A 17333-nucleotide genomic window follows, 5' to 3' on the forward strand; every position below is an offset into this window, starting at 1 on the left:
GCTCGTGCCGGTGCGGTCAGCAGGCCACGTCGATGCCCCGGGCGCGCAGGAACGGCGCCGGGTCGATCTGGTTCCACATCTGGCCCTGGTGCACCTCGAAGTGCAGGTGCGGGCCGGTGGCGTCGCCGGTGGCGCCCTCGTAGCCGATGACCTGGCCGGCGCTCACCCGGTCGCCGACGCTGACGAGCAGCCGGCTCTGGTGCGCGTAGTGGGTCAGGTAGCCGTTGTGGTGGTCGACGAAGACCGAGTTGCCGTACCCGTCGCCGGCGTCCCCGGCCTTGACCACGGTGCCCGCGAAGGCGGCGTGGATCGGGGTGCCGGCGGGCATCGCGAAGTCGATGCCGGCGTGCAGGGTGCCCCACCGCTGCCCGTAGCAGGAGGTGATGGCGGCGCCCTTCATCGGGATGACCCAGGTGGGCTTCGGCTTGACCACCTTCTTCGGCTTGGGCTTCGCGGCGGCGGTCTTCGTCGGCTTCGGGCTGGCCGTGCTCGGGCTCGGCGACGGGCTGGCCGGGGTGGCGGACGGGGTGACCGGCGCGGTCGACTCGCGGGCCGAGCGGTCGGCGCGCGCGGCGGCCTCGGCGCGCGCCTCGGCCTCCAGATCGACGGCGGCGGCCGGGTTCGGGGTGCCGTGGTCGGCGGTGACGACGGAGACGCCGCCGAGGCCGAGCGCGACCAGCGCGACCGCACCGACGGCCAGGTATGTGGTGCGCCGGACCGGGCGCGTGCGCCGGTGCCGGGCGGGGGCGTCCAAAGCGTTCTCGTTCTGGCGGGAGTTGTCTTCCTGCACGGGGACCTTCATCAGTCGAGGGGCACGTTGACCTCGAAATACTGGTGTCGGCCGTGCCTTCGCCGGGTACGGGCTCCCGGTGCGACGCCCGGCCGCCGACGGCTGCTCGCCGGCTTCGTGCCCGTCCGGGCGGTTCCCGCCGGAAAAGGATCATGCAGGGGTGTGCCGCCGCTCACACTTCTGCCTGTGACCTGGCAGACTTTGCCGCAACGAAAACCGCCCGGATCGACTGATCCGGGCGGTCAATGGGCGATACGCAGCGTCAGGACGCGGCTACGTCGGCGTAGATTGCCTCGACTTGCAGCTTGATGTCCACTCCGCGGTCCGCCAGCCACGGCACCGGGTCCAGCGGCTGCCCCTTGACGTGGATCTCCAGGTGCAGGTGCGAGCCGTAGGAGTGGCCCGTGTTGCCCACCAGGCCGAGCTGGTCGCCGGCCTTCACCTGCTGGCCCTCCCGCACGTTGACCGCGGAGGAGTGCCCGTAGATGGCCTCGCTGCCGTCGGCGTGCTGGACGATGACCGTGTAGCCGTACCCGCCGAACCAGCCGGCCTTGGTGACCGTGCCGTCGTGGATCGCGAGGTACGGCGTGCCCTCCGCCGCCACCAGGTCGATGCCGGTGTGCAGCTTGCCCCAGCGCATGCCGTAGGGCCCGTTGAAGTCGTAGCCGTGCAGCGGGAGCAGCCAGACGTCCTGCTCGGTGGCGGCCTTGCTCTCGGCGCGGTCGTCACGCGTGGCGCGGTCCGCGGAGTCGGCACGGGCGGCGGCGTCCTGGCTGGTGACCGAGGCCTGGCGGAGCTCGTCGAGGACCGACGGGCTGACGCTCTTGGCGTCCGGGAGGGCGTTCGCGCCGAGGGCGACGATGCCGGCTCCGACGAAGGCGGTGGTGACGACCGCGGCGTAGCGGCTCCGCGGGGGGGTGGGTACGCGGCGGCGGCCGCGATATCTATCGGGCTCAGACGACAGGCGCTGGCGCACGCATACCCTCCGTTGTCGGGGATCCGATGCGACCTCGGACCGTTCGGTGAAGCTCGGTTGAACGTCCGGTGGCCGCGTCATCACCCGTCCGTGGACTTGATGACAACCGTGGACACGTTAGCCAACCGCCACTCCTGTCACAAGCCGAAGCGCCGAATTGGCGTTTCATTCTGTCCGTTTCCGTCCGGCCTTGTCATAGCTCGTGCCGCCGGTCGGGTGGCCCGGTAACTGCCCGTTCGTCGCGTACAGTGACCGTTCGGCGGAGGCGTCCAGCTTCCCGCCGGGCGGATCCGCCGTTAATGGGACTCCCATCGCGGGTAGGGGTCGGCCCGGGTTTCCGGCCGCGGCCCGGCCGGGTTACCGTTCGTTCAGTCGAAGGAGTGCGGTAGCCGGGGAAAGGTGTGCGCTGATGAGCTCTCGGATCCGGGTCGTCGTCGCGAAGCCCGGCCTGGACGGCCACGACCGGGGCGCGAAGGTCGTCGCGCGTGCCCTGCGGGACGCCGGCATGGAGGTCATCTACACCGGCCTGCACCAGACGCCGGAGCAGATCGTGGAGACCGCGATCCAGGAGGACGCCGACGCCGTCGGCCTCTCCGTGCTCTCCGGCGCGCACATGACCCTCTTCAAGCGGGTGCTCGAGCTGCTCGCCGAGCGCGACGCCACCGACATCGTGGTCTTCGGCGGCGGCATCATCCCCGACGCCGACATCCCCGAGCTGGAGCAGCTCGGCGTCGCGAAGATCTTCACCCCGGGCGCGACCACCCAGTCGATCGTGGACTGGGTCCGGACCAACGTCGCTCAGCCGGTCGCCTGACCCGATAGGCGCGGCTGCACCCGATAGGCGCGGCTGCGCCGGGGGCCGGTGCCGGTGTCCGGGCAGGGGGAGAGGCCGGACGCACCCCTCACACGCCCGGCCCCTCTATGCACGATGCCCCGCCGCCACCCCTCGACCGACAGGGCATCGGCCGTCTCCCGCCGTCGCGCTTGACCAGCGCTCCGACATCAGACTCAACGACGCCCTCACCAGGGGGTTACGCACCTCCCCCAACATCCCCCGTACGGCTGAACCGGGCCCTACGTTCCTGCGGGCCGGGGGTCGCTTCCGGCCGTTGAGGCGCTGCCCGCGCGTTGTCGCCCCCCGCTGCCCGTCGCGTTGCCCGTCGCGTTGTCGCCGCCTTGTCGCCGCGCTGCCCGCGCGTTGCCTCCGCGTTGGTCGTCGCAGGGCGCAAGGTGCGGCGATCCGGTGTTTCCTGACCCGCGGAGACCGCGATTCTCGGCATGTTGTCGTTTCCGCGGCGGCGCGGCGCGGCTCTCCGATCCGGTAGCGGGGCCAGGGCGCGCCCGGGGCAACCGGGGAGCGGGCCGCGGGGGCCGCGGGGCCGCGGCGCGGAGGGCGGGGATCGTATGGTGTGGCTGCCCGTACCGCGTCCGCACTCGACGACCCTGCCGGGAGCCCGCCGTGACCCAGCCGTCGCACCCCGCCTCGAATCCGGAGCCGGGGGAGCCGCCGACCGCCGGCGCGGCGCAGCCACCACCGGAGGGGCACGGCTCACCGCAGTCGGCCGGCGCTGTCCCATCACAGCCGGCCGCCCAGGTCCCGCAGCAGCCGGGCGGTGCGGGCTGGCCGGCACACCCTGGTCCGCCGGGCCAGCCGCTGGCCCCGCCGGGCGGGCCTGCGCAGCCGGAGCAGCCCGGCCAGGCATCGCCCGGAGCGGGCCAGCCATCGTCCGCGCCGGGCTGGTCGCCACCGCCGGGCAGCGGGGGTTGGCCGACGCAGCCGGGTAGCGGGGGTTGGCCGGCACAGCCGGGTAACGCGGTTTGGCCGGGGCAGCCCGGCAGCGCGGGTGGGCCGGCGCAGCACCCCGCCGGGCCGGGATATCCGGCGCAGCCGCCGGCCTGGACGGCACAACCCCAGGGCTGGGCGCCGCAACCGCAACACCCCGGGCCCCCCGGTCAGCCGGCCCGGCTGGTCCGCCCGCCGCTGCCGGGCCAGCCCGGCGCAGCCGTGCACCCCGCCGGGGTACCCGGGCGCAGCGGCGTACCCGGGCGGGGTGGGGCCGACCGCGGTGACGACCCGGCGGATCCCCGAGGACCTGCCGTTCGTGCTCCGGCAGAGCGTGGGCAAGCGGGCCCTGCTCTTCGGGGTGCTGATCCTGCTCATCGGTCTGGTGCTGGGCTGCCCGCTCGGTGCGGCGGTCTCCGGCGGCGAAGCCGACCGGCTGGTGCTGCTCGCCGTCCCGGCGTTCATGCTGCTGTTCGCGCTGCTGCTCGGCTTCCAGCTCTGGATGATCACCTCCGGTGGCCCGGTGCTCGCGGTCGGGCCGCACGGACTGTGGATCAAGACCCGGCCCACCCGGGGGCAGGCGATCTGGCTGCCGTGGGCGGCGATCGAGCACATCTACCCGCGCCGGTGGGCGCTGGAGCGGATGCTCTGCGTCAAGCCGCGCGACCCGCGGGTCGCCGCCGGCCTGGGCGCCTTCACCGCGTTGGACTCGGGCCTGCAACAGGCCTTCTACGGCACCGGCTTCACCGCGACGATCAATTTCGCCGACCGGCCGGAGGAGGAGATCATGCGAGCGGTCGTCGGCTACGCGGCGGGCCGCTGCCGGGTCGGTTGATCTCCCGGACGCCGCCGGTTGTGCATTACCGCACACCGCGCACCCGCTCGGTTGCCGCCGGTTCCCATCTCGTTAGGCTGCGGCAAATGGCCTGTCTCTTCTGATGACAGGCGTCAAACTGATTTTCCGAAGCTGGTGGCGGCGCGACGGCGCGCCGCGGAGACGGGACGGGACGCGCAATCGTGGACCTGTACGAGTACCAGGGGCGGGACCTGTTCGAGCGGCACGGCTTGCCCGTGCTCGCCGGCGGCGTCGCCACGACCCCGGAGGAGGCCCGCGCGATCGCCGAACGCCTCGGCGGCCGGGTGGTCGTCAAGGCGCAGGTGAAGGTCGGTGGCCGCGGCAAGGCCGGCGGCGTGAAGCTGGCCGAGGGCGCCGAGGAGACGGTGGCCCGGGCCACCGACATCCTCGGCATGGACATCAAGGGTCACACCGTCCACAAGGTCATGATCACCGTGACCGCGGACGTGGCCGAGGAGTACTACTTCTCGTACCTGCTCGACCGGGCGAACCGCACCTTCCTCTGCATCGCCAGCGTGGCCGGCGGCATGGACATCGAGCAGGTCGCCGCGGAGACCCCCGAGAAGGTCGTCAAGGCCCCGATCGACGCCAACACGGGCGTGGACGAGGCGAAGGCGCGCGAGATCGTCAGCGCGGCCGGGTTCCCGGCCGAGGTCGCCGACCAGGTCGTCGAGGTCGCGGTCAAGCTGTGGCAGGCGTTCGTCGCCGAGGACGCCACGCTGGTCGAGGTGAACCCGCTGGCCAAGACCGGTGACGGCAAGGTGCTGCTGCTGGACGCCAAGGTCACCCTGGACGAGAACGCCGCGTTCCGGCACCCGGACCACGAGGCCCTGGTCGACCAGGCCGCGGTGGACCCGCTGGAGCAGGCCGCCAAGGAGAAGGACCTCAACTACGTCAAGCTCGACGGTGCCGTCGGCATCATCGGCAACGGCGCGGGCCTGGTCATGTCCACCCTCGACGTGGTGGCGTACGCGGGCGAGCGGCACGGCGGCGTGAAGCCGGCCAACTTCCTCGACATCGGCGGCGGCGCGAGCGCCGCGGTGATGGCGAACGGCCTGGAGATCGTCCTTTCCGACCCGTCGGTGAAGAGCGTCTTCGTCAACGTCTTCGGCGGCATCACCGCCTGCGACGCGGTTGCCAACGGCATCGTGCAGGCGCTGGCCCTGCTCGAGCAGCGGGGCGAGCAGGTCACCAAGCCGCTCGTCGTCCGGCTCGACGGCAACAACGCCGAGGCCGGTCGGGCGATCCTCGACGGCGCGAACAACCCGCTGATCGAGCGGGTCGACACCATGGATGGCGCGGCCGAGCGGGCCGCCGAGCTGGCCGCTGCGGGGGTCTGACAATGGCAATCTGGCTGACCAAGGACTCCAAGGTCATCGTGCAGGGGATGACCGGCTCCGAGGGTTCCAAGCACACCCGGCGGATGCTGGCCGCCGGCACCAACATCGTCGGCGGCACCAACCCGCGTAAGGCGGGCCAGACCGTCGACTTCGACGGCACCGAGCTGCCGGTCTTCGCGACCGTGGCCGACGCCATGAAGGAGACCGGGGCGGACGTCACGGTCATCTTCGTGCCGCCGCAGTTCACCAAGGCCGCGGTCGTCGAGGCGATCGACGCCGGGATCGACCTGGCCGTGGTGATCACCGAGGGCGTGCCGGTGCACGACACCGCCGCGTTCTGGGCGTACAACGTGGCCAAGGGGGAGCGGACCCGGATCATCGGGCCGAACTGCCCGGGCATCGCCTCGCCGGGCGCCTCCAACGCCGGCATCATCCCGGCCGACATCACCGGCTCCGGCCGGATCGGCCTGGTCAGCAAGAGCGGCACGCTGACCTACCAGATGATGTACGAGCTGCGGGACATCGGCTTCTCGACCTGCGTCGGCATCGGCGGTGACCCGATCATCGGGACCACCCACATCGACGCCCTGGCCGCGTTCGAGGCCGACCCGGAGACCGACGCGATCGTGATGATCGGCGAGATCGGCGGCGACGCCGAGGAGCGCGCGGCCGAGTTCATCAAGGCCAACGTCACCAAGCCGGTGGTCGGCTACATCGCCGGTTTCACCGCCCCGCCCGGCAAGACCATGGGCCACGCGGGCGCGATCATCTCCGGCTCGGCGGGCACCGCCGACGCGAAGAAGTCGGCGCTCGAGGCCGTCGGCGTGAAGGTCGGCAAGACCCCGACCGAGACCGCCAAGCTGATGCGGGAGATCATGTCCAACCGCTGAGCGGTCCGTTACGTGCCGAGGGGGTCGACCGTTCCCGGTCGGCCCCCTTCGGCGTCCTACCGGTACCAGTACGGGTAGTAGTAGCTGCCGCGGGCCCGGATGATGGCGCTGGCGACGATGTTGATGACGCCGAACGCGATGGCCAGCCAGCCGAGCAGCTGGGACTTGCCGAACCGGCGGGCGTCGCGGATCGACAGGTAGCCGAACACGATGCCCAGCAGGCCGCAGCAGAGCAGGCCGGTGATGATCCCGAGGATGCCCCAGAGGGTGGTCCGGTCCCGGCCGGCGGCCGGTCGCGGTGGCGGCGGCGGATACGGAGCGTTCACGGCTTCCTCCGAGCGGTCGGTGCCGCGACGGAAGGTCGCGTCCTGGCCCGAGGCTAAACCGGATTTGGGGCCGGGAAAGCGTGGATCACGGAACTCGCCGTCGCCCCCACGGCGGTATCGGACTGCCGGCACCGCCCCGGCATGCCAGAGTAGAGCCGATGTCACCCGTCACCCCTGACCAGCCCCGCCGTACCGCCGATGCCCGACCCGCCGACGCCCGGCCCGCCGACCGTGACGGGCGCGGGCCGCGGGTGCCCGCGCCCCGGTCCGGGGAGGCGCCGCGTGGCCGGGCCCCGCTGCCGGTTGCCGCCGGGGTGGCGGCGCTCTGGGCGGCCGTGACGTCCTGGCTGCCGGTGGCCCTGGTGCTCGGCCTGGCCCAGCTCAGCGAGGACGCCGGCGGGCTGACCGGGGCGGCCCGTGCCGGCCTGGCCGGCTGGCTGCTCGGGCACGGGGTGCCGCTGGAGACCTCCGCCGGGCCGCTGGGCCTGGCGCCGCTCGCGCTCAGCGCGCTTGCCGTCTGGCGGCTCACCCGGGCCGGGGTGCACGTCAGCCGGGCCATCGGCGCCCGCGGTGGCCGGTCGGTCCGGCAGGCGCTCACCGTCGCGGTCGCGGTCGGCATCGGGTACGCGCTGCTCGGCGTCCTTGCCGCGGTCCTCGTGAGCGCCGGTGGCCTGCGGGTGTCCCCGTCCCGCGCCGGGGTGACCTGCGCCGTGGTCGGCACGCTCGCCGCGCTGGTCGGTGCGGCCCGGACCACCGGGGTGTCGGTGCTGCTGGCGCACCGCGCCGCCCCCGCCCTGCGCAACGGCGTGCGGACCGGGTTGGTGGCCGGGCTGCTGCTGCTCGGCGCCGGCGCCGGGGCGGCCGGGCTGTCCGTGGCGACCGGCGGCGGTGACGCCGCGGACATGATCGGGGCGTACCGGACCGGGGTGGCCGGTCAGGCCGGGATCACCCTGGTCAGCCTGGCGTACGCGCCGAACGCCACCGTCTGGTCGGCCAGCTACCTGCTCGGTCCCGGCTTCGCCATGGGCACCGACACGGCCGTGCGGACCAGCGAGGTGTCGGTGGGCGCGCTGCCGGCCGTACCGCTGCTCGCCGGCCTGCCGCGCGGCCCGGTCGACGGGCTCGGGGTGGGGCTGCTCGCGGTGCCCGTGCTGGCCGGGATGGCCGCCGGCTGGCTGCTGGCCCGGCGGCTGCTGCGGGCCGCCGGCGACGGGCGGACGGCGCCGGACTGGCCCCCGCTGCTCGCCTCGGCGGCGCTCGCCGGCCCGGTCGCCGGGCTGCTGCTCGGCGCGGCCGCCGCGCTCTCCGGCGGGCCGCTCGGCGGCGGCCGGCTGGCCGAGATCGGCCCGGCGCCGTGGCTGGTGGCCGGGGTGGCGACCCTGGTCGTCGCCGCCGGCGCGCTGCTCGGTGCCGCCGCCACCCGGGCGCTCACCCGCACCGCCACTGTCTCCCGCTGACCGACGGCGGACCGGCGGAGGAGGCGTCCCACGGGTGGACGCCCCCTCCGTTCGGCCGGTTCAGGAGCCGATGTTGTTCAGGTTGATCGCGGCGCCGGCGACCGCGCTGATGATGGAGAGCACGATGCCGATGCCGCCGCAGATCAGCGCGGCCTTGGCCTGGCCCCCGTTGGTCGCCTGGCCCTGCTGGACCTTCTTCTGGCCCAGGATGCCGAGCACCACGCCGGCGATGCCGCCGATGATGCCCAGCGGGGTGCAGCAGAGCGCGAACACGATGGACGCGATGCCGGCGATCATGCCGATCAGGCCGAGGGTGTTGTTGTTCTGCCCCTGCCCGGTCGGGTAGCCGGCCGCCGGGTACTGCGGGGCGGCGCCGTACGGCTGCTGCTGCTGCTGGGCGTACGGGTCCTGCCCGTAGGGCTGGCCGGAGGTGGGCTGGCCGTACGGCTGGCCCGAGGTCGGCTGCTGGCCGTACTGCGGGGCCTGCGGCGGCTGCGCGTAGGGGTCCTGCCCGTACGGCTGACCCGAGGTCGGCTGCTGCCCGTACTGCGGGGCCTGCGGCGGCTGCGCGTACGGGTCGTACTGCGGGGAGGTCGGGTCCTGGTGGGGCTGCTGCTGGCCGTACGGGTCCTGACCGGGGTAACCGGGCTGCATTGCTGGTTGCTCCTCAAACTGGGGGTCGACGGTCCATGGTCGGTCGCTGCCGCTCATCATTCCGCCCAGCACCGGGACGCCGCGACACACGGCCCGGGACCAAGGTCACGATGTCGACGCCGGGCCGGGCGTACGCCGGCACCGGGCGTCGGCAGCGTATCGTGTCGGCGCCACCGCGGAGATCAGCCGCGATGCCGCGCCCGAACGCCGGACGGCCGGCCCGGCCCGATAGGGTTGCCCGGTGACCGAGCCCGCGTCCGTCGCCCGCCTCGTCGTCCTCGTCTCCGGTTCCGGCAGCAACCTCCAGGCCCTGCTGGACGCCGCCGCCGACCCCGGCTACGGGGCGCGGGTCGTCGCCGTCGGCGCCGACCGGGACGGGATCGCCGGTCTGGACCGGGCCGCGGCGGCCGGGGTGCCCTCCTTCGTCGAGCGGCTCAAGGACCATCCGTCCCGGGAGGACTGGGACAAGGCGCTGACCGCCCGGGTCGCCGAGCACGAGCCGGACCTGGTGATCAGCGCAGGTTTCCTCAAGCTGGTCGGCCCGCACTTCCTGGGCGCGTTCGGCGACCGCTACCTCAACACGCACAACACCCTGCTGCCGGCGTTCCCCGGCATCCACGGCCCCCGGGACGCGCTCGAGTACGGCGTGAAGGTCACCGGGGCCACCCTGTTCTTCGTCGACGCCGGGATGGACACCGGCCCGATCGTCGCCCAGGTCGCCGTCCCGGTGCTGGACGACGACGACGAGGAGACGCTCACCGAGCGCATCAAGTCCGCCGAACGGCGCCAGCTCGTCGAGCAGGTCGGTCGGCTGGTCCGTGACGGTTGGACGATCACCGGCAGAAAGGTCACTGTTCCGTGAGCACGACTGAGGACGTCCGGCGCCCGATCCGGCGGGCACTGGTCAGCGTCTACGACAAGACCGGCCTGGTCGAGCTGGCCGGCGCCCTGCACCAGGCGGGGGTGGAGATCGTCTCCACCGGCAGCACCGCCGCGACGATCGCGGGCGCGGGCGTGCCGGTGACGCCGGTCGAGCAGGTGACCGGCTTCCCGGAGATCCTCGACGGCCGGGTGAAGACGCTGCACCCGAAGATCCACGGTGGTCTCCTCGCCGACCTGCGCAAGGACGCGCACGCCGCCCAGCTCGACGAGCACGGCATCGCCGGCATCGACCTGCTGGTGTCCAACCTCTACCCGTTCCAGGCCACGGTCGCCTCCGGTGCCAGCCGGGACGAGTGCGTCGAGCAGATCGACATCGGTGGGCCGGCGATGGTCCGGGCCGCGGCGAAGAACCACGCCTCGGTGGCCGTGGTGACCGACCCGGCGGCGTACCCGGCGCTGCTCGACGCCCTCGCCGAGGGCGGCTTCACGCTGGCCCAGCGGCGGGCGCTGGCGGCCCGCGCGTTCGCCGACATCGCCGAGTACGACGTGGCCGTGGCCGAGTGGTTCGCCCAGGACCCGGCGGACGCCGACTGGCCGCCGCGTTTCGCCGGGCTGGCCCTGCGCCGCCAGGCGGTGCTGCGCTACGGGGAGAACCCGCACCAGGCGGCGGCCCTCTACGCCGACCCGGCCGGCCCGGCCGGTCTCGCGCAGGCCGAGCAGCTGCACGGCAAGGAGATGTCCTACAACAACTACGTGGACGCCGACGCCGCCTGGCGGGCCGCGCACGACTTCCCGGAGCAGCCGGCGGTGGCCGTCATCAAGCACGCCAACCCGTGCGGCATCGCGGTCGGCGCGGACGTGGCCGAGGCGCACCGCAAGGCGCACGCCTGCGACCCGGTCTCCGCGTACGGCGGGGTGATCGCGGTGAACCGGCCGGTCAGCGTGGAGCTGGCCCGCCAGGTCGCGGAGATCTTCACCGAGGTGCTGGTGGCGCCGGGCTTCGACGAGGGCGCGGTGGAGATCCTCCAGGCGAAGAAGAACATCCGGCTGCTGCGGGCGCCCTCCTTCGCGCCGGCGGCGACCGAGTGGCGGCAGGTCAGCGGCGGCGTGTTGGTGCAGCGGCGGGACGCCATCGACGCGGCGGGCGACGACCCGTCCACCTGGACGCTGGCCACCGGTACGGCCGCCGACGAGGCGACCCTGCGCGATCTCGCGTTCGCCTGGCGGGCGGTCCGCGCGGTGAAGAGCAACGCCATCCTGCTGGCCCGCGACGGCGCCACCGTCGGCGTCGGGATGGGACAGGTCAACCGGGTGGACTCGGCGCGGCTCGCGGTGAGCCGGGCCGGCGCCGACCGGGCCCGCGGCGCGGTCTGCGCCTCGGACGCGTTCTTCCCGTTCGCCGACGGCCCGGCGATCCTCATCGAGGCCGGTGTCCGGGCGATCGTGCAGCCCGGCGGCTCGATCCGGGACGAGGAGACGATCGCGGCGTGCAAGGAGGCCGGGGTCACGTTGTACCTCACCGGCACCCGGCACTTCTTCCACTGACAGCTCGACGACAGGGGCGCGGCCGACCCGGCCGCGCCCCTGTTTCATGTGTTGGCCGTCCTTGTCGGAGCGATGTCACGAGCGCGGCGCTGACCAGCCGAAAGTACGACGGTCGCCCATTGCCGGGTTGCGAAAGTTGTTGCTAGCGTTGTCCCGCAGCAAGCGATCGACCCTCCCCGTTCTCTCCGTCGCCCTGCTCCCGTCGGCCGGCCCCGCGCGCCGCCCGCCCGAGCGGCTCGCCCTCCCCCCAGGTGTGCCCATGCGCGTGTTGGACCGGCTGACCGCCGCCGTGGCCGCGCTGGCGTTCGTCCTGGCCGGCCTCGGCGCGCCCGCTGTGGAGGGGACCCCTGATCCCGGCGCGGTGGTCACCGCCGCGCACCGGTCGATCGTCCACGACGGCCCGTCCGTTCTTCTTCCGGACGGACGGACCGGGCGACGACTCCCGCTCGGCGTGTCCGACGCCGCGCCACGACGTGGAGTCGTCGTCGACACACCGGTCTCCCTGCCGGACCGTCCCACCCCGCCCCCCGGCGACCCCCGAGCCGTCGACGTGCGCCGCACGCCTTCCGACGCTCCGCCGGTGCGGTGGACGGAGTTCCTCGGCGGACCCGGTGGTGACCACCGCGCCGGCGTCGAATCCGACGGACCGGACGATCTCCTCCTCGTGGCGCCCGTGCGCGTCGACGGCACGCCCGCCGAGACGGTCGCCGCGATCCGCTACCGGCAGCCGGCCCTGCCGCTGCCGCCGCGCGGCACCCTCTCCGGTCGGGCACCACCGGCCGTCGGCTGACCCCTCGCCACCCTGCCCGCCGCGACCGACGCTCTTCGTCGCGCGCCGGGTCGACAGCGGACGGTGTCCGTCCGATCGCGAACGCACCGTGGGCGCCAATCCGCCGCCCCGGTTTCCACCCGGGCCATCCGCCCGGATCCCTTGAATCCCGGAGGATTCACATGTCCAAGTTCCGCTGGCGCAAGCCGGCGACCATCGCGGGCGCGCTGGTGCTCACCGCCGCGCTCGGTGGCGTCGTCGCCACCAACCACGAGGTGCGGGAAGCCCTCGGCCTGGCCGATGAGCCGGGCGCCAACATGCCCTGGCATCCCAGGGAGTTCATGGAGATGGCGGCCGGCGAGTCGTCCGAGGAGGCCGGCGAGGAGGCCTTCGAGGCCCGCACCATCGCCGAGCAGTTCGCTCAGGCCCGGTACGCCCCGGGCATCGTGTCGCCCGGCGCGTACTCGAACGCGCTGAGCCAGCTCAACGGGCTCGCCAGGACCGGCGGCAGCTGGCGCGAGGTCACCAAGATCAAGTACGACGGCGACGACCCCCGCTACCGCGACTACGCGTCGAACTCCTCCGGGGGCGCCGGCCTGGTCACCGGCCGGATCACCGGCCTGGCCTCGGACAACAGCGGTTACGTCTACGCGGCCGGCGCGGACGGCGGCGTGTGGCGCTCCTCGATCGGCGGCCGGAGCTGGACGCCGATCACGGACGCGCTGCCCACGCTCTCCAGCGGCGACATCGTGCTCGCCGGTGACGGTTCGCTCTGGTACGCCACCGGCGAGGGGAACACCGGCGGCACCTCGTACGTGGGTGCCGGGGTGTACCGGCTGGCCAACCCGAAGTCGGGCGCGTTCAAGCCGACCGACCGGGTCGGCGGGACCGAGTTGGAGAGCACGGTCATCAACAAGCTGCGCTTCTTCGACGGCAAGGTCTGGGTCGCCACCAACCGGGGCCTCTTCTCGCACCCGATGAGCAGCACGTCCGGCGCCTGGAAGCTGGAGTTCGCGCCGAACCCCAGCTATCTGCCGGGCGGGGCCGACGCGGGCGACGCGAACGCCGCGTACAAGAACATCGTCAACGACGTGGCCCAGGACCCGCGCAACCCGAAGCACGTGGTGGTCGCCTCGGCCTGGCGCTCCGGCGACACCTACAACGGCTTCTACGAGACCGCCGACTACACGGCCGGCGGCTGGACGAAGGTCAACCCGACCGGCGCCATGCCGGCCGACGACATCGGCTACGTGACGTTCGCCTTCTCCGCCGACGGTGGCAAGCTCTACGCGATCAACCAGTCGCCGCGGCTGCTCAACAAGCCGGCCGGCAACGTGAACAGCTACCTGGACGGCATCTACGTCTCCAACACCGGCAACCCGGCCGGCCCGTGGAACAAGATCGCCGACTCGTCGAAGCTGGGCAACTCCGGCTCCGCGCTCAAGCAGACCGTGATGGGCAAGGGCTACGGCCCGGGCATCCAGGCCTGGTACAACCAGTTCCTGGCGGTGGACCCGGCCAACCCGAACCACGTCTGGGCGGGTCTGGAGGAGGTCTACGAGTCCACCGACGCCGGCGCCAACTGGAAGACCGTCGGCCCGTACTGGAACTTCAACTTCTCCTGCTGGAACATCCACGACGCGCAGAACACCTGCCACAAGACCACCCACTCCGACCAGCACTCGGTGGCGGTCGGCAACGGCTTCGTCTACGTCGGCAACGACGGCGGTGTGTACCGCCGGCCGATCAACGGCAGGACCGACAAGGACGGGCACGCCACCGACTGGCAGAGTTTGAACGACGGCACCATCGACGCCCTCCAGTACTACTCGGTGGCGCTGGGCAGGGACCCGGCGAAGGCCGGCACCATCGTCTCCGGTGGTCTGCAGGACAACGGCACCTCGATCCTGCGCCCCGGCGACACGGTGATGGGCTCGCACTTCGGCGGTGACGGCGGCGACGCGCAGGCCGACCCGGCGAACGGCTGCCGGCAGGTCCAGGAGTACACCAACCTGGCCATGCGGGTGACCGAGAACTGCAACGCCAACACCGGCTCCGGCACGCTGGCGGACTCCACCTCGCGGGACATCCAGCCGTACACCTCCCGTCCGGGCGACGAGTTGGCCCGGTTCATCGCGCCGTTCGCCCCCGACGACCACGACGCGAAGGTCTGGGTCGCCGGTGGCCAGCACGTCTGGGTGAACACCAAGGGCTACGCCATCCAGGACGGCAAGGGCTGGACCAACGTGTTCGACCTGGGCGCCGGACACACCGCCACCTCCGTCGCGGTCTCCGGCGGGACGGCGTACGTCGGCTGGTGCGGCCCGTGCAACAACGCCGGGTTCGCCCGGGGGCTCGCGGTCGGCAAGGTGAACGACCCGGCCAGCTGGCACCAGGTCACCCTGCCGGGTGACTTCCCGAACCGGTTCCTGCAGGGCGTCGGGATCGACCCGGCCAACCCGGCGCACGCCTACCTCGCGGTCAACGGCTTCTCCCGCCGGTTCACCGAGGGGCCGGGCGCCGGCGTGGGGCACGTCTTCGAGACCACCGACGCGGGTGCGACCTGGAAGGACGTCTCGGCGAACCTGCCGGACGTGCCGGCCAGCTCGATCAAGGAGCTGTCGAACGGCGCTCTGGTGCTCGCCACCGACCTGGCCACGTTCTACCGCGCGCCCGGCGCCACCGACTGGCAGCGGCTCGGCACCGGCCTGCCGCTGACCGTCGGCATGGACGTCGAGTACAACGCGGCGGACAACTCGGTTTACGTGGCGACCCACGGTCGCGGGATCTGGGCGTTCGACCTGGCCCAGCTCTGAGGCGTCGTCCGGTCCGGCCCGGTTCCCGATCCGGGCCGGACCGGACGGCAGAAGGACCCGTCCGGTTCCGGACGGGTCCTTCGTCGTGCCCGGCCCGGAAACCGGCGGCCGCTGCCTGACGGCCCCGGCTCGGAAACCTGCGGCCGCTGCCTCACGGCCCCGGCCGGGGCCGGGCCGCCGCGAGGGCGACGGGGCTCAGGCGGCCGGGCGCACCTCGGCGAAGTGGCAGGCCGACGGGTGCGGGTCGGCCGCCCGCAGCACCGTGTGCGGCTCCTGGGTGGCGCAGACCTCCTGCGCCTTCCAGCAGCGGGTCCGGAACCGGCAGCCCGACGGCGGGTCGGCCGGGCTCGGCACGTCGCCGGTGAGCCGGATGATGCTCCGGTCGGTCCGGGCGTCCGGGTCGGGCACCGGCACCGCCGAGAGCAGCGCCTGGGTGTACGGGTGGGTGGCCCGCTCGTAGATCTCGTCCTCGGTGCCGATCTCCACGATCTTGCCGAGGTACATCACGGCGACCCGGTCGGAGATGTGCCGGACCACCGACAGGTCGTGGGCGATGAAGATGTACGACAACCCGAACTCGTCCTGGAGCTGCTCGAGCAGGTTGATGACCTGGGCCTGGATGGAGACGTCCAGGGCGGACACCGGCTCGTCGCAGACGATGATCTCGGGTCGCAGGGCCAGCGCCCGGGCGATGCCGATGCGCTGCCGCTGGCCGCCGGAGAACTGGTGCGGGTACCGGTTGATGTGCTCGGGGTTGAGCCCGACCACGTCCAGCAGTTCCTGCACCCGCCCCCGCTTGCTGCCCTTCGGGGCCGCGTCGGGGTGGATGTCGAACGGCTCGCCGATGATGTCGCCGACCGTCATCCGCGGGTTGAGCGAGGTGTACGGGTCCTGCATCACCATCTGCATGTTCCGGCGCAGCCGGCGCAGCTCGGAGCCGGAGGCCTTGAACAGGTCCCGCCCCTCCAGGGTGGCCCGGCCGGCGGTCGGCGTCTCCAGCCGCATGAGCAGCCGGGCCAGGGTGGACTTGCCGCAACCGGACTCGCCGACCACGCCGAGGGTTTCGCCGCGGCGCAGTTCGAAGCTGACCCCGTCGACGGCCTTCACCGCGCCGATCTGCTTCTTGAACAGCACCCCCTGGCTGATCGGGAAGTGCTTGACCAGGTTGTCGACGGAGAGGATCGTCTCGCCGCGGACCTTGGTCGGGCTAGCGGGCGCTGTCATCGCGGACCTCCTGGGCGAAGTGGCACGCGCTGGTCCGGCCGTCGCCGAGGACCAGGTCGTGCGGCACCTCGTCCACGCAGACCTGCTGCGCGTACGGGCACCGGGGGTGGAACGGGCAGCCGGAGGGGATCCGCATGAGGTTCGGCGGCAGTCCCTTGATGGTGGCGAGCGCCTGGCCGCGGACGTCCAGCCGCGGGATCGACTCCAGCAGACCCTTGGTGTACGGGTGCGCCGGTGCCCGGTACAGCGAGCGCACGTCGGCGTGCTCGACGATCCGGCCGGCGTACATGACCGCGATCCGGTCCGCCACGCCGGCCACCACGCCGAGGTCGTGGGTGATCAGGATCATCGCCATGTCGAGGTCGCGGCGCAGGTCGGCCAGCAGGTCCATGATCTGGGCCTGCACGGTGACGTCGAGCGCCGTGGTGGGCTCGTCGGCGATCAGCACCTTCGGGTTCAGGGCCAGCGCCATCGCGATCATCACGCGTTGGCGCATGCCGCCGGAGAACTGGTGCGGGTAGTCGCCGAGCCGCTTCGCCGCGGCCGGGATCTTCACCAGGTCCATCAGCTCGACGGCCCGGCGGCGGGCGTCGGCCCGGGACATCCCCTCGCGCTGGCGCAGCGTCTCGCCGATCTGCCAGCCGACCGGGAAGACCGGGTTCAACGCCGACAGCGCGTCCTGGAAGATCATCGCGATCTCCTTGCCGCGTACCTGCCGGCGCTGCTCCTCGGACCGGGTCAGCAGGTCCTGGCCCTGGTAGCGGATCTGACCGGCGGTGATGTGTGCCGGCGGAGTGTCCAGGATGCCCATGATCGCCTGGGCGGTCACCGACTTGCCGGAGCCGGACTCGCCGAGCACGGCCAGGGTCTCGCCTGCGTCGAGGTGGTACGACACCCCGTTGATCACCTTGGCCACGCCCTCCCGGGTGCGGAACTCGATGTGCAGGTCCCGTACGTCGAGCAGGTGGCCGCCGGGCGGGGTGGGGGAGGCCGGCGTGGGCCGGACCGCGGACTCAGTCATCAGG

15 protein-coding genes are annotated in these 17333 nt (G+C 72.9%); 9 read left to right on the top strand and 6 right to left on the bottom strand.

Translation table 11 applies throughout. The features are described 5' to 3' along the window. Window positions 1-16: 16 nt before the first annotated feature. Entirely contained in the window at window positions 17-802 is a 786-nt protein-coding gene (locus ACIBPB_RS16810; protein WP_396840472.1) for a M23 family metallopeptidase, read from the bottom strand. 250 nt (window positions 803-1052) lie between these two features. Further along, the gene (locus tag ACIBPB_RS16815; RefSeq protein ID WP_396840473.1) at window positions 1053-1766 is read right to left on the bottom strand and encodes a M23 family metallopeptidase; all 714 of its coding nucleotides are present in this window, start codon (window positions 1764-1766) and stop codon (window positions 1053-1055) included. Window positions 1767-2175: 409 nt separating this feature from the next. On the opposite strand from ACIBPB_RS16815, the gene ACIBPB_RS16820 reads away from it, so the two are divergent. From ACIBPB_RS16820 to sucD, 4 genes are all read left to right on the top strand, one after another. After that, the gene (locus ACIBPB_RS16820) at window positions 2176-2580 is read left to right on the top strand and encodes a cobalamin B12-binding domain-containing protein (protein WP_396840474.1); all 405 of its coding nucleotides are present in this window, start codon (window positions 2176-2178) and stop codon (window positions 2578-2580) included. A 1237-nt stretch (window positions 2581-3817) separates the two neighbouring features. Continuing rightward, window positions 3818-4384, top strand: a complete 567-nt coding sequence (locus ACIBPB_RS16825) for a hypothetical protein (RefSeq protein WP_396840475.1) — start codon at window positions 3818-3820, stop codon at window positions 4382-4384. 182 nt (window positions 4385-4566) lie between these two features. Further along, the gene (gene sucC / locus ACIBPB_RS16830) at window positions 4567-5745 is read left to right on the top strand and encodes an ADP-forming succinate--CoA ligase subunit beta (protein ID WP_396840476.1); all 1179 of its coding nucleotides are present in this window, start codon (window positions 4567-4569) and stop codon (window positions 5743-5745) included. Window positions 5746-5747: 2 nt separating this feature from the next. Continuing rightward, window positions 5748-6635, top strand: a complete 888-nt coding sequence (gene sucD, locus ACIBPB_RS16835) for a succinate--CoA ligase subunit alpha (RefSeq protein WP_357314055.1) — start codon at window positions 5748-5750, stop codon at window positions 6633-6635. Window positions 6636-6691: 56 nt separating this feature from the next. Here the strand turns inward: sucD and ACIBPB_RS16840 are convergent, their stop codons facing one another. After that, window positions 6692-6961, bottom strand: a complete 270-nt coding sequence (locus ACIBPB_RS16840; RefSeq protein WP_396840478.1) for a DUF4190 domain-containing protein — start codon at window positions 6959-6961, stop codon at window positions 6692-6694. 158 nt (window positions 6962-7119) lie between these two features. Between ACIBPB_RS16840 and ACIBPB_RS16845 the strand changes: the two genes are divergently transcribed. After that, a complete protein-coding gene (locus ACIBPB_RS16845) occupies window positions 7120-8418 on the top strand; it encodes a DUF6350 family protein (protein ID WP_396840479.1) in 1299 nt (432 codons plus the stop codon). A gap of 60 nt (window positions 8419-8478) precedes the next feature. Here the strand turns inward: ACIBPB_RS16845 and ACIBPB_RS16850 are convergent, their stop codons facing one another. Further along, a complete protein-coding gene (locus ACIBPB_RS16850; protein ID WP_396840481.1) occupies window positions 8479-9072 on the bottom strand; it encodes a DUF4190 domain-containing protein in 594 nt (197 codons plus the stop codon). Window positions 9073-9313: 241 nt separating this feature from the next. On the opposite strand from ACIBPB_RS16850, the gene purN reads away from it, so the two are divergent. The 4 genes from purN (at window position 9314) to ACIBPB_RS16870 (ending at window position 15084) form a co-directional block, all read left to right on the top strand. Next, entirely contained in the window at window positions 9314-9934 is a 621-nt protein-coding gene (gene purN, locus ACIBPB_RS16855) for a phosphoribosylglycinamide formyltransferase (protein WP_046568411.1), read from the top strand. Further along, complete coding sequence (purH, locus tag ACIBPB_RS16860; protein ID WP_396840482.1) at window positions 9931-11499, top strand: bifunctional phosphoribosylaminoimidazolecarboxamide formyltransferase/IMP cyclohydrolase; 1569 nt, start codon at window positions 9931-9933, stop codon at window positions 11497-11499. Before purN ends, purH begins: the two co-directional genes overlap by 4 nt. 259 nt (window positions 11500-11758) lie before the next feature. Next, entirely contained in the window at window positions 11759-12289 is a 531-nt protein-coding gene (locus ACIBPB_RS16865; protein WP_396840483.1) for a hypothetical protein, read from the top strand. A 161-nt stretch (window positions 12290-12450) separates the two neighbouring features. Beyond that, window positions 12451-15084: a glycosyl hydrolase gene (locus ACIBPB_RS16870; RefSeq protein WP_396840485.1), complete on the top strand. Its 2634-nt coding sequence runs from the start codon at window positions 12451-12453 to the stop codon at window positions 15082-15084. Window positions 15085-15279: 195 nt separating this feature from the next. Here the strand turns inward: ACIBPB_RS16870 and ACIBPB_RS16875 are convergent, their stop codons facing one another. After that, window positions 15280-16308 (bottom strand): ABC transporter ATP-binding protein, encoded by a 1029-nt coding sequence (locus ACIBPB_RS16875; RefSeq protein WP_396840486.1) that lies wholly within the window; start codon window positions 16306-16308, stop codon window positions 15280-15282. Then, a complete protein-coding gene (locus ACIBPB_RS16880) occupies window positions 16292-17329 on the bottom strand; it encodes an ABC transporter ATP-binding protein (protein ID WP_396840487.1) in 1038 nt (345 codons plus the stop codon). The genes ACIBPB_RS16875 and ACIBPB_RS16880 overlap by 17 nt, the downstream gene beginning before the upstream one ends. Window positions 17330-17333: the final 4 nt, after the last annotated feature.

This window comes from Micromonospora sp. NPDC049836 (genome assembly GCF_044465125.1).
Lineage (GTDB): Bacteria > Actinomycetota > Actinomycetes > Mycobacteriales > Micromonosporaceae > Micromonospora.